The sequence below is a fragment of the Streptomyces sp. NPDC029139 genome (genome assembly GCF_055564335.1).
Window position 1 is genome coordinate 1 of the sequence record NZ_JBVHWN010000007.1, and the last position, 11,657, is coordinate 11,657.

Annotated in this window: 11 protein-coding genes, 2 rRNA genes and 1 pseudogene; 11 read left to right on the plus strand and 3 right to left on the minus strand. The window is 70.3% G+C overall.

Annotated elements, in window-relative coordinates; genetic code table 11:
• From ACZ4VW_RS17545 to ACZ4VW_RS17590, 10 genes and pseudogenes are all read left to right on the plus strand, one after another.
• Positions 1-94 (plus strand): 23S ribosomal RNA (locus ACZ4VW_RS17545); the annotation flags it as partial.
• Positions 95-167: 73 nt separating this feature from the next.
• Positions 168-284, plus strand: a 5S ribosomal RNA gene (gene rrf / locus ACZ4VW_RS17550).
• A 63-nt stretch (positions 285-347) separates the two neighbouring features.
• Positions 348-992, plus strand: coding sequence for an HAD family hydrolase (locus tag ACZ4VW_RS17555; RefSeq protein WP_467963210.1), 645 nt, complete (start codon positions 348-350; stop codon positions 990-992).
• 57 nt (positions 993-1,049) lie between these two features.
• Complete coding sequence (locus ACZ4VW_RS17560; RefSeq protein WP_467963212.1) at positions 1,050-2,270, plus strand: MFS transporter; 1,221 nt, start codon at positions 1,050-1,052, stop codon at positions 2,268-2,270.
• Positions 2,239-3,418: pseudogene (locus tag ACZ4VW_RS17565) on the plus strand (acetoin utilization protein AcuC). Before ACZ4VW_RS17560 ends, ACZ4VW_RS17565 begins: the two are co-directional and overlap by 32 nt.
• A 135-nt stretch (positions 3,419-3,553) precedes the next feature.
• Complete coding sequence (locus tag ACZ4VW_RS17570; RefSeq protein ID WP_467963787.1) at positions 3,554-4,369, plus strand: phosphatase; 816 nt, start codon at positions 3,554-3,556, stop codon at positions 4,367-4,369.
• A gap of 128 nt (positions 4,370-4,497) precedes the next feature.
• Complete coding sequence (locus ACZ4VW_RS17575) at positions 4,498-4,707, plus strand: helix-turn-helix domain-containing protein (RefSeq protein ID WP_158988220.1); 210 nt, start codon at positions 4,498-4,500, stop codon at positions 4,705-4,707.
• Between the two features lie 132 nt (positions 4,708-4,839).
• Positions 4,840-4,938, plus strand: a complete 99-nt coding sequence (locus tag ACZ4VW_RS17580; RefSeq protein WP_003948845.1) for a 30S ribosomal protein bS22 — start codon at positions 4,840-4,842, stop codon at positions 4,936-4,938.
• Between the two features lie 207 nt (positions 4,939-5,145).
• Positions 5,146-6,186: an NAD-dependent epimerase/dehydratase family protein gene (locus ACZ4VW_RS17585; RefSeq protein ID WP_467963215.1), complete on the plus strand. Its 1,041-nt coding sequence runs from the start codon at positions 5,146-5,148 to the stop codon at positions 6,184-6,186.
• Positions 6,187-6,188: 2 nt separating this feature from the next.
• Positions 6,189-7,268, plus strand: a complete 1,080-nt coding sequence (locus ACZ4VW_RS17590) for a lysophospholipid acyltransferase family protein (protein WP_467963217.1) — start codon at positions 6,189-6,191, stop codon at positions 7,266-7,268.
• A gap of 84 nt (positions 7,269-7,352) precedes the next feature.
• Here the strand turns inward: ACZ4VW_RS17590 and ACZ4VW_RS17595 are convergent, their stop codons facing one another.
• From ACZ4VW_RS17595 to ACZ4VW_RS17605, 3 genes are all read right to left on the minus strand, one after another.
• A complete protein-coding gene (locus tag ACZ4VW_RS17595) occupies positions 7,353-8,552 on the minus strand; it encodes a DUF5667 domain-containing protein (protein WP_467963219.1) in 1,200 nt (399 codons plus the stop codon).
• Positions 8,553-8,849: 297 nt separating this feature from the next.
• Complete coding sequence (locus tag ACZ4VW_RS17600; RefSeq protein WP_137988687.1) at positions 8,850-9,641, minus strand: ECF subfamily RNA polymerase sigma factor, BldN family; 792 nt, start codon at positions 9,639-9,641, stop codon at positions 8,850-8,852.
• A 448-nt stretch (positions 9,642-10,089) separates the two neighbouring features.
• Positions 10,090-11,031: an HAD family hydrolase gene (locus ACZ4VW_RS17605; protein ID WP_467963221.1), complete on the minus strand. Its 942-nt coding sequence runs from the start codon at positions 11,029-11,031 to the stop codon at positions 10,090-10,092.
• 137 nt (positions 11,032-11,168) lie between these two features.
• Between ACZ4VW_RS17605 and ACZ4VW_RS17610 the strand changes: the two genes are divergently transcribed.
• Positions 11,169-11,465, plus strand: coding sequence for a glutaredoxin family protein (locus ACZ4VW_RS17610; RefSeq protein ID WP_467963223.1), 297 nt, complete (start codon positions 11,169-11,171; stop codon positions 11,463-11,465).
• Positions 11,466-11,657 lie beyond the last annotated feature (192 nt).

Below are 11,657 nucleotides of genomic sequence, written 5' to 3' on the forward strand. Positions count from 1 at the left end.
AGGCTCCCAGTAGACGACTGGGTTGATAGGCCGGATGTGGAAGCCCAGTAATGGGTGGAGCTGACCGGTACTAATAGGCCGAGGGCTTGTCCTCAGTTGCTCGCGTCCACTGTGTTAGTTCTGAAGTAACGAACTGTGCCAATACCGGTTCGATATCTTCATAGTGTTTCGGTGGTCATAGCGTTAGGGAAACGCCCGGTTACATTCCGAACCCGGAAGCTAAGCCTTTCAGCGCCGATGGTACTGCAGGGGGGACCCTGTGGGAGAGTAGGACGCCGCCGAACAATCATTGTGGGAAAGCCCCGCACCTTATGGTGCGGGGCTTTTCTGCGTTTAGGGTGAGGTTCATGCGCTATGAACTGGTCGTCTTCGACAACGACGGGGTGCTCGTCGACAGTGAGCCTCTCTCCAACACCATCCTGGCCGGCTATCTGACCGAGCTCGGGCACCCCACCTCGTACGAGGACTCCCTGCGGGACTACATGGGCGCCGCCGTCCACCGCGTGCACGATCTGATCCAGGAGCGGACCGGACAGCGGCTGCCGGAGGACTTCGACGAGATACTCCACGCGCGCGTGTTCGCCGCTTTCGAGCGGGAGTTGGAGGCCGTCGCCGGCGCGCGGGACGTGCTCAAGCAGCTCGTCGAGGACGGGGTTCCGTACTGTGTGGCCTCCTCCGGGTCCCACGAGCGGATTCGCGTCGGGCATCGGAAGACCGGCCTCGACGAGTGGTTCCGGGACGAGAACATCTTCAGCGCCGAGGACGTCGGGCGAGGAAAGCCGGCCCCGGACCTGTTCCTCCATGCCGCCGATCGCATGGGGGTCGCGCCCGAGCGGTGCGTGGTCGTCGAGGACAGCCGGCTCGGCGTCGAGGCCGCCCTCGCCGCGGGGATGGACGTGTACGGCTTCACGGCCATGACGCCCCGAGAGCGGCTTGTGGGCGCCCAGGGCCACTTCGAGGACATGGGCGAGCTGCTTCGGCTGCTGCGCTGAGATTGGGCGTGTGATCCACCTACCCATGGGTAGGGCCGGGACCTACGCTGTGCCGCCATGACGGATGCGCGGTTGCGGCGTGGGCGGGGCTCCCTGGCGATCAGTTTCTTCGTACAGGGGGTGACGTTCGCGCTCCTTGTGACCCGAATACCGGCGATCCAGGACCGGTACGGAATCTCGGACGGGCTCCTGCCCCTCTTCCTGGCCGCCGTCCCCATCCTGGCCGGCGTCGGCAGCGTGGGCACCGAGAAGCTCGTGGCCCGGGTCGGGCCGGGGGTGGTGCTGCGGTGGTCGCAGCCGCTCGTTCTCCTGGCGCTGCTCGCGGTCGGGGCGGGGAGCCGGCTGTGGCAGGTCGCCGTCGCCCTCGGGGTCTTCGGGCTCGCGGTCGGCGCGCTGGACGCCTCCATGAACATGCTCGGGGTCAGGCTGCAGCGCGCGTACGGGCGGAGCATCATGCTCGGCTTCCACGCCGCGTACAGCCTGGGCGGGATCGCGGGTGCGTCGCTCGCGTGGGTGGGTGCGCACTGGCATCTGCCGTTGTTCGTCTCGTACCTGCCGGTGGTGGCCGTGCTGCTGCCGATCGCGTTCGTCTGCGGCCGGTGGTACACGTCCGGGGAGGAGCTGCCGGCCCTCGACGGGGCGAAGGAGACGCGGGGGAGCGCGGGGGTTTCCCTCCGGCTGCTGCTGCCGCTGTGTCTCGTGATGACGTTCGCGTACATCGGTGACTCGACCGTCTCCAACTGGAGCGCCAAGTACCTCCAGGACGTGCTGGGCAGCTCGGAGGAGCTGGCGACCGTGCCGTACAACGCGTACATGGTGACGACGCTCCTGGGCCGGGCCGTGGGTGACTTCGGGGTGAGGCGGCTCGGGGCCGCCATGGTCGTGCGGTGTGGGGCGGTGCTCGGTGCGGGCGGGTTCGCGATCGTCGCGGTGGCGCCGGGTCCCTGGGTGGGGATGGCGGGGTTCACCGTCCTCGGGCTCGGGTTGAGTGTGATCGTGCCGCAGACCTTCGCCGCGGCGGGGCGGCAGGCCTTCGACCGGCACGGCCCCGGGGCGAGCGACGCGGCCGTCGCGCGGCTCAACGTCTTCAACTACGTCGGGTTCCTGATCGGGTCCCCGTTGGTGGGAGCGCTGGGCGACGCCTGGAGCTATCGGGGGGCCATGCTCGTACCCATGGTGCTGGTTCTGGTGACGGTGGCGTACGCCACGTCGTTCGGTTCTCAACGAGCCCGATACGGTGGCGGGCATGAGCGGCCGCGCACTGTTGATGTGGGATGAAGCTGTCACGGGGTACGACTTCGGGCCCGAACATCCGATGGACCCGGTGCGTCTCGCGCTGACCATGGGGTTGGTACGGGCGTACGGGCTCGACCGGGCCGTGGACGTGGTGGCGGCGAAGCCGGCCGGGGACTCGACGCTCCGGCTGGTGCACCGTGAGGACTACGTGGCGGCGGTACGGGCCGCCTCGGCGAATCCGAGGGCCGCGGATCAGTCGTACGGGCTCGGGACGGTCGACGATCCTGCCTTCGCCGGGATGCACGAGGCGTCCGCGCTGATCGTCGGCCAGTCGGTGGGCGCGGCGGAGGCGGTGTGGCGCGGGGAGGCCGCGCACGCGGTGAACTTCGCGGGCGGGCTGCATCACGCGATGCCCGGGAGCGCGTCCGGGTTCTGTATCTACAACGACGCGTCGCTGGCCATCGCCCGCCTGCTCGAGCTGGGGGCGGAGCGGGTCGCGTACGTGGATGTGGACGTGCATCACGGGGACGGGGTGCAGGCGGCGTTCTGGGACGACCCGCGGGTCCTCACCGTCTCGCTGCACGAGCATCCCCGGACCCTGTTCCCACAGACGGGCTGGCCGGAGGAGACCGGTGCGACGGGGGCGGGCGAGGGGTCCGCGGTGAACGTGGCGCTTCCGGCGGGGACCGGGGACGCGGGGTGGCTGCGGGCCTTCCACGCCGTCGTGCCGGAGCTGCTCGCGGAGTTCCGGCCGCAGGTGCTGGTGACGCAGCACGGCGCGGACACGCACTTCGAGGACCCGCTGGCGCATCTGGCGGTGTCGCTGGACGCGCAGCGGGCCGTGCAGGTGGCTTGTCACGAGCTGGCGCACGCGCACGTGGACGGCGGGAAGTGGGTCGCGCTGGGCGGCGGCGGGTACGCGGTGGTGGATGTCGTGCCGCGGTCGTGGACGCATCTGGTAGGGATCGCCGCGCACGCGGAGATCGCCCCCGAGTCGGTGATCCCGTCGTCCTGGCGGGACCTGGTGTACGCGCGGACGCGGCAGCCGGGGCCCGTACGGATGACGGACGGGCGGTCTGCCCGTGGGCTGGCGTGACTGGGAGGAGGGCTACGACCCGGCGGACCGGCTGGACCAGGCGGTGCTGGCCACCCGGCGGGCGGCCTTTCCGCTCAGGGGTCTGCTCGCGTAGGGAGCCGGCCGGGCCGGGCGGCCTGGCTCGGCCCAACCCGGTCGGACCCGTGTCCCGGCCACCTTGTTACGCCAACTGTGGGGTCCCGCAGGTGTTTTGACCCGGCGTCCGGTCGACTGGGGCAGCATCGATCGGGTGCTGAGTACCGGGGCGTTGCGGGCGCATTTGTTGGCGGCGGGGTTGGCGGGGACGGTGGCGACCTCGCGGGAGCAGAGTCTGCGGAGTTACCGGCTCTTCGCCGCGCGGGATCCGCGGGTGATGCTGGGGCTCGACCCCGACTGGGGGTGGGGCGAGGGCGAGTTGTTGCGGCTGATGGCCGACAAGTGCGGGGTGTCCGGGGATCCGACGCACCGTTCGGGGCCCGATGTCATCGACCCGGAGCGGACGTTGGGCGGGCTCGACGCGTTCGCCGCGCGGCTGGGGGAAGCGGCGGGCCGACGGGCTCCGGTGCTGTTCGGGACCGGTCATCCGCATCGTCTGCTCGGGTTCTACGCAGCGCTCGCAGACGCTTTGTCGGCGGCGGGATGTCTTGTTCTCACACCCGCGCAGGGGCGATGTGTCGACATAACGACCCGGTTCGGTCTACGCACGTACAACCTCGACTACGTACGGGGTGTCGCGCTGGTGCGAGAACCCGGTCTGCCGGGAACGGGGCGTGAGACGGGGGCGCACACCCACTCGCCGCTGCCGGTTAGGGCCGCTCTCGAAGGGGCCGTGGAGGGCGGCTGGCCGCTCCCCGAGCTCGTCGTCGGGGACCACGGCTGGGTCTGCGGCGCAGGTCAGCTGGGTTTCGAGGCCATCGGGCTGGCGGACACCGACGATCCCGCGCTGTTCGTGGGGGAGGCGGAGGGGCAGGTCTCCGTGGCCGTTCCGCTTGATGACGCCGTACGGTCCGATTACTACCGTCCGCTCACTCGCTATGTACTCAATCGAGCGAGTCTGTCACGGTAAACGGCCGATGGCTGCTCCTCTTCCCCACTCGTACCACACGCCCCTAGTCTGGAGCGTGAGCGCACAGCGACGCAGGGTCACCGGAGGGGAAGCCGGTGGGCGTCGTGTGCGGAAGGTACAGGTGGGTCATGGCTGCTGGCGATCGACCTCTCAACGAGGTCAAGTTTCTGACCGTGGCGGAAGTCGCCTCGGTGATGCGAGTGTCGAAGATGACCGTGTACCGCTTGGTGCACAGCGGTCATCTGCCGGCGATCCGGGTGGGCAGGTCCTTCCGGGTTCCGGAACAGGCGGTTCACGAGTACCTCAGGGAGTCCTTCGTGGGGGTGGAGACCGCGTAGGGGACGCGCGGCCGGGAGCCCGACCGCCCCTCGGATTACAAGGTCCGTGCTCTGGGCGGTAGGCTAAGCCCTCGTAGGTCGTGTGGGCCCAGACGCCCCGCACCGAGTGAAGAGAAGTGAGCGAGGGTAGTCGTGGGCTCTGTTATCAAGAAGCGGCGCAAGCGGATGGCCAAGAAGAAGCACCGCAAGCTGCTCAAGCGCACCCGCGTTCAGCGTCGCAACAAGAAGTAAGCGACGGCTGGAACGACGGCTGTTTGTGCGTCGAGCGTGGCCCCCCACCGGTTCCGGATGGGGGGCCACGCTTTTTTCGGCCTCGTTCCCTCTGGTTGCCCACGGCGGTCGTCGCGGCGCGACAGTGAGGCGCTACGGTGGCGCACAGGCCCCTGGGGAGAATCGCGGGGCCCGAACCCGACGGAGAACCGACGGAAGGCGCTGATCTTGGGCAAGGTCGTGCTCGTCACCGGTGCGGCGCGGCATCTCGGCGGCCGTTTCGTACGGCGGGTCCAGCGGGATCCCGAGGTGGACCGGGTGATCGCCGTGGACGCGGTCGCCCCGGCGCACGATCTCGGCGGGGCCGATTTCGTCCGGGCGGACATCCGCCAGCCGGCCATCGCCAAGGTGCTCGCGGAGCACGACGTGGACACGGTCGTCCATATGGACGTCACCGGTACGGCGCTGGGCGCCGGCGGCCGGACGTCCATCAAGGAGACCAACGTCATCGGCACCATGCAGTTGCTGGGTGCCTGCCAGAAGTCGCCGCGGATCAAGCGGCTCGTGATCAAGTCCAGTACGAGCGTCTACGGCTCGGCCCCCCGCGACCCGGCCGTCTTCATGGAGACGACACCGCCCAAGTCGCTGCCGAGCGGTGGGTTCGCCAAGGACGCCGTCGAGGTCGAGGGGTACGTGCGGGGCTTCGCGCGGCGCCGCCCGGACGTGGCCGTGTGCGTGCTGCGGTTCGCGAACATCCTGGGGCCGCGGGTGGACTCGCCGCTCGCCGAGTATCTGGCGCTGCCCGTGATGCCGACCGTCTTCGGCTACGACCCGAGGCTGCAGTTCGTGCACGAGGACGATGTGATCGACGTCCTCGACCTGGCCTCGCGCGAGCCGCGCCGGGCGACGCTGAACAGCGGCACCTTCAATGTGGCCGGCGACGGTGTGCTGCTGCTGTCGCAGTGCGCGCGGCGGCTCGGGCGGCCGACGGTGCCGGTGCTGCTGCCCGCGGTCACCTGGGTCGGTTCCGCGCTGCGGACGGTCGGCGTCACGGACTTCTCGCCGGAGCAGATCCGGCTGCTCACCCACGGCCGGGTGGTCTCCACGGTCCAGATGCGCGAGACGCTGGGGTTCGAGCCGCGGTTCACGACGGCCGAGACGTTCGCGGACTTCGCCCGCAGCCGGGGCCCGGGGCTGCTTCCGCCGGAGACGCTCGCGGGGGCCGTGGACCGGGTCGCGGCCCGGCTGGATCAGAAGGAGCCCAGGTAACGATGGCGGACGCCAAGGTCATTCCGTTCGACGACGACCGTTCACGGGCACGTCGGCGCCCGCCCGGGCGGGCGGGACACGATGCCGCCGTACGCGCCCTGCCGGGCCAGCAGGGGCCGGAGGGGCCCGCGTTCGCCTCGCAGGCCGCGGAGTCGGCTCCGGAGCCGCAGGACGCCCCGGCGGAGACCGCCGAGGGGCCTGGGGCGAGCACGGGGGCGCCTGGGGCGGCGGGGGAGCGTGGGCGTGGCTGGGAGCGGCGGCTCGCGGGCGGGCTGGCCTTCCTGCGGCGGCGCGTGACGGGCGAGTACGAGGTCGACGAGTTCGGTTACGACAAGGAGCTCACCGACCAGGTCCTCATGTCGCTGGTGCGGCCGCTCGCGGAGAAGTACTTCCGCGTGGAGGTGAAGGGGGTCGAGAACATCCCTTCCGACGGGGGCGCCCTGATCGTCGCGAACCACTCCGGGACGCTGCCGCTGGACGGCCTGATGATGCAGGTCGCCGTGCACGACCACCATCCGGCCGGGCGGCATCTGCGGCTGCTCGCCGCCGATCTGGTGTTCATGCTGCCGGTCGTCAACGAGCTGGCCCGTAAGGCCGGGCACACGCTGGCGTGCGCGGAGGACGCGGAGCGGCTGCTGAAGGCCGGCGAGATCGTGGGTGTGATGCCGGAGGGGTTCAAGGGGATCGGGAAGCCGTTCAGCGAGCGCTACAAGCTGCAGCGCTTCGGCCGGGGCGGCTTCGTCTCGACGGCGCTGCAGGCGGGGGTGCCGATCGTGCCGTGTTCGATCGTGGGCGCGGAGGAGATCTACCCGATGCTCGGCAACGCGAAGACGCTGGCGCGGGTGCTGGGCATCCCGTACTTCCCGATCACGCCGACGTTCCCGTGGCTGGGGCCGCTGGGCGCGGTGCCGCTGCCGACGAAGTGGACGATCCAGTTCGGTGAGCCGATCCCGACGGACGGCTATCCGCCGGAGGCGGCGGAGGACCCGATGCTGATGTTCAACCTGACGGACCAGGTGCGGGAGCAGATCCAGCACACGCTGTACAAGCTGCTGGTGCAGCGGCGCTCCGTCTTTTTCTGACGAGGGGCCCGGACCGGTGCCGCTGGGTTCGCGCGGTGGTACGACGATGGGGTGCCCCTCCGGGAGAGGCACCCCATCGCCGTCTCAGCGAGCGTCCTCGCTGTCGATGCCCAGGCCGGGTAGCAGGTCCGGCAGCAGGGGCGGGATCGTGACGTCCGGCGTCGGGGGCGTCGACTGGCCGCCCGTCGGGGCCGACGGCATGCCCGGCGGCGGGGTGTCCAGCAGGCCGCCCGTGTTGCCGCCCAGCAGCCCGTCGCTCTCCGGGGAGCCCGAGCCGGAGCCCGAGGGCTGGGGCCGGGTGGAGCCTTCGCCACCCGCGGAGGGTGCGGCGGGGGAGGACGGCGGCCGCTGGGTCTGTGTACGCGGGGAGTCCTGCGGCGAGCCGGGGGTGCTGGTGCCGACGGCGCCCTTCTCCGGGGTGCGCGGCAGCATCCCCTGGAGCGGCTCGACCTCTTCGTCTATGGCGACGAAGACGTCGTTCACCTCATTGCCGACGTCCGTGAGCTGGACGGGCAGCCGGTCGCGCAGGCCGATCCACGTGGTGCGGTGGGACTGGGCGAACGCGTTGAGCCGTGCCATGGGGCCGATCTCGCCGTCCCGTTCGTACGCCTGGCGCAGCAGTCGGTGGCCCTCGGAGGCGTCGTGCTTCATCCCGCCGAGGACCCGGCGGATCTCGCCGAGCGACTCGTGGTCGAGGTCGCCGGCGCGGCCCCGCTCCATGAGTCTGCGGGCCTCGCTGAGCCGGGTCGACGCCTGGTCCAGGAAGATCCCGCCCCGTTCGGCGTCGTCGTCGGCCATGCCGCGCTTGATGTCTTCCATGCCGCGCTTCAGCCCGTAGAGCGAGTCACCGGGGAGGGCGTCGGAGCTGGCAGCGGCGACACCGCTGAAAGCGCCCGCGGCCACACCGACCGTGAGGCCGCCCGCCGCGATGCCCTTGGACCAGCGGGAGCGGGGACGCAATTTCCGGAGCGGGGAGGCCCGGTGGGTCCCCCGTCCGCTCGATGTCCGCTGCTCGGGCACCGTAGGGCCCGCGGCCGCGCTCCCCTCCGCGAGCATCGCTTCCATGGCGGCGACGAGCTGGGCTCGTTGCACCACCTTGACCTCAGGGTCCAGCTTCGGCTTCGGCAGCTCGCCGAGGCCGTTCGCCAGGGCCAACAGCCGCCCTTGTTCGGCCGGTTCGGCCGACGCCACGGGCTGTTCGGCCGTCGCGTCCTCGGGCGTCCGATCGTCCAGGGCCTGGGCGAAGGCGTTCGCCCGCCGGTGCGCCGATACGTTCGCGATCACTGGCGGCACCTCCTCTCGTCATGACGGTCGACTCCCCGGGTTGTCCGGGAGGTTGCACGCCTTGAACACATCCACACGAACGAGTGAGTGGCTGCGGGCATGGCGTGACCACAGGGAGCCTGCATTCCGCACAACGAGCGGCGCGGCACTTGGGTTACGCGCGAAAGATGATCGGACCAGTGCGTCATCGGGGCGTCACCGACTGTGAGTTGGACGGGGGTCGGGGGACGTGGGGGGTTGTGGGGTGAATGGGGCGCGTCGCGGTGGGTGGGGGCGCGTGTGGGGGGCGCGGAGCGGTCAGCGGGCGTCGTCCGGGAGCAGGCGCGCCAGGGTACGCACGGCCCGGTACTGGAGGGTCTTGATCGCGCCCTCGTTCTTGCCCATGACCCGGGCCGTCTCGGCGACCGAGAGGCCCTGCAGGAAGCGCAGGGTCACGCACTCCTGCTGCTGGGGGTTGAGCCGGCGGACGGCGTCGAGGAGGGCCGCGTTGGAGAGGGACTCCAGGACGGAGTCCTCGGGGCTGCGCTCGACCTCGTTGGCGTCGAGCATCTCGCCCGTGGTCACCTCCAGCCGGAACCTGCTCGACTTGAAGTGGTCGGCGACCAGGTTGCGGGCGATGGTGACCAGCCAGGCGCCGAAGTCGCGGCCCTGCCAGGTGAAGGTGGAGATCCGGCGCAGGGCGCGCAGGAACGTCTCGCTTGTGAGGTCTTCCGCCGTCGCCTTCCCGCCGACGCGGTAGTAGATGTAGCGGTAGACCGTGTCGCTGTACTGGTCGTACAGGCGGCCGAAGGCCTCGGCCTCACCGGCCTGGGCGCGCTCGACGAGGTCCATCATGCGGGCGCTGTCGCTGTCGGCGGTGGGGCGGCGGGCGGCGGTCGAGGTTCCGGTGCCGCCGCGGCTGCCCCGTCTGCCGACAGCGGCTCCGCTCTCGGCGAGGGCATAGCAAGGACCGGCGGGTGCCGGTGCGGCGAAGGCAAAGGCGGGGACAGGGCCGGCGTACGCGGTGGGGACGAAGCCGCGCAAGTGGTCGAGGACCGTTGCGCGCAGCGTAGCCAGGCCCGAGGCGTCAACCCCGACGTGTGGGTACACGGGACTCCCAGAGGCAGAGCTTCCATCACGTGCAGTGCGGGACCGTTCACTCGTCGTGGCGACGTGTGGGTCCGTTATGCGTCTGAGGAGAATAACGCTTCGTACAGGCAGCGCTACACCCAGTTGCGTAAATCACCGATTCCGTCGTACCTGTTACCGCTTGTGGGCGGGATCACTCACAGTTTGTGAACGGTTGTTGATCGGATTGCTTCCGAGTGTGACTACGTGCACGCTCTGTTGTGCTCGAACGCAGAGCTGGGGAGTTATCCGGCCCGCTGCTGGGTAGGGGGCCGCGAATGCCCGCGGGTCGACCTGTACGGACGTGTTCGACCACGTACGGGTGAGGGCGGTTGGTCCCTGGTTGTCGCAGATGATCGCGGCCGAAACGTATCGGCAGAGCGCGACGCGGGCCGGCGGAGGAAAGGGTCTTGGTCGAGGCGTCGAGGCTTCAGCGGCGGCGGCGGTGCAGGGCGACCGCGGCGGCCGTGCCGCCGGCCAGTGCGCCGACGCCCGCGGCGGCGGGGATGCCGACCTTGGCCGCCTTGCGGCCCGTGCGGTAGTCGCGCAGCCGCCATTCCCGTGCCTTGGCGTACTTCCGCAGCTTGGTGTCCGGGTTGATGGCGTACGGGTGGCCGACCAGCGAGAGCATCGGGATGTCGTTGTGCGAGTCGCTGTAGGCGGCGCAGCGGTTCAGGTCCAGGCCCTCGGCGGCGGCCAGGGCGCGTACGGCCTCCGCCTTGGCGGGGCCGTGCAGCGGCTCGCCGACCAGCTTGCCGGTGTAGACGCCGTCGACGGACTCGGCGACCGTGCCGAGGGCGCCGGTCAGACCGAGGCGCCGGGCGATGATCGTGGCCGTCTCGACCGGGGCGGCCGTGACGAGCCAGACCTTCTGGCCGGCGTCGAGGTGGGCCTGGGCGAGGGCGCGGGTGCCCGGCCAGATCCGGTCGGCCATGTATTCGTCGTAGATCTCCTCGCCGATCGACATCAGCTCGGAGACGCGGTGGCCCTTGACGATGGACAGGGCGCTGTCGCGGGCGTCCTGCATGTGCTCGGGGTCCTCGACACCGGCCAGCCGGAACCACGCCTGCTGCCAGGCGAACCGGGCCAGTTCGCGCCGCTGGAAGAACTTCCGCTTGTACAGGCCCCGGCCGAAGTGGAAGATCGCGGCGCCCTGCATGACGGTGTTGTCGAGGTCGAAGAAGGCGGCGGCCTCGGAGTCGCCCACGACCGGGAACTCGGGCTCGGACGGCTTGGTCCGCGCCGCGGCCTCGCGTTCCAGTTCGAGCTGCTGCGAGGTCTTGCGCGCCGCCTCGGCGGCGGCCTCGCCTGCCAGAACGCTGCGCGCGGTGGCGGAGCGCCTACGGGGGGTGAGCCATCCCAGTGCGGCCATGCCGTGAGCATAGCCAGTCTGTTCGGTACTTCCCGACCTCCCGGGGTGCCGCGGCGTGAACACTCCGGGACCCTCCTGTTAAACGGACAAGGGGGGAGCAAGCTGGAGAGAGGGGGCACGGCTCCCGGCAGCGCAGAATGGACGGCATGTTTGGACGGACGAAGAAGAAGGACGCTTCCGCCGCTCCGGTCGCCGCCTCGCGGACCGTGACGCTGATCGGGAAGCCCGGCTGTCACCTCTGCGACGACGCGCGGGCCGTGATCGAGGCGGTCTGCGCGGAGACGGGGGCGCGCTGGGAGGAGAAGGACATCACCCAGGACGAGGAGCTTCACCAGGCGTACTGGGAGCAGATCCCGGTCGTCCTGGTCGACGGCGAGCAGCACACCTTCTGGCGTGTGGACGCCGGGCGGCTACGGCGGGAACTGGGTGCCTGACCGGAAGACGGTTACCATCATGGACGTTTTGTTGACGTTCGGGGGCGCGATCGTGAGGAGAGTGTGCGGTTTTGCCCCCTTCGGGTTCTCAACGGACTGACGCGCCCCACGGTTCCGTCCTGGCGCGAACCGGACGCGTGACCCCGGTCACTTTGGCCGGACAAAACGGACACCATCTTTGTGCACGCGTTC

Bases quoted from the DNA above. Each gene is read 5' to 3' on its own strand.
- ACZ4VW_RS17555 (WP_467963210.1), top strand. From the start codon at position 348: ATGCGCTATGAACTGGTCGTCTTCGACAACGACGGGGTGCTCGTCGAC.
- ACZ4VW_RS17560 (WP_467963212.1), top strand. From the start codon at position 1,050: ATGACGGATGCGCGGTTGCGGCGTGGGCGGGGCTCCCTGGCGATCAGT.
- ACZ4VW_RS17575 (WP_158988220.1), top strand. From the start codon at position 4,498: ATGGCTGCTGGCGATCGACCTCTCAACGAGGTCAAGTTTCTGACCGTG.
- ACZ4VW_RS17590 (WP_467963217.1), top strand. From the start codon at position 6,189: ATGGCGGACGCCAAGGTCATTCCGTTCGACGACGACCGTTCACGGGCA.
- ACZ4VW_RS17605 (WP_467963221.1), bottom strand. From the start codon at position 11,031: ATGGCCGCACTGGGATGGCTCACCCCCCGTAGGCGCTCCGCCACCGCG.
- ACZ4VW_RS17610 (WP_467963223.1), top strand. From the start codon at position 11,169: ATGGACGGCATGTTTGGACGGACGAAGAAGAAGGACGCTTCCGCCGCT.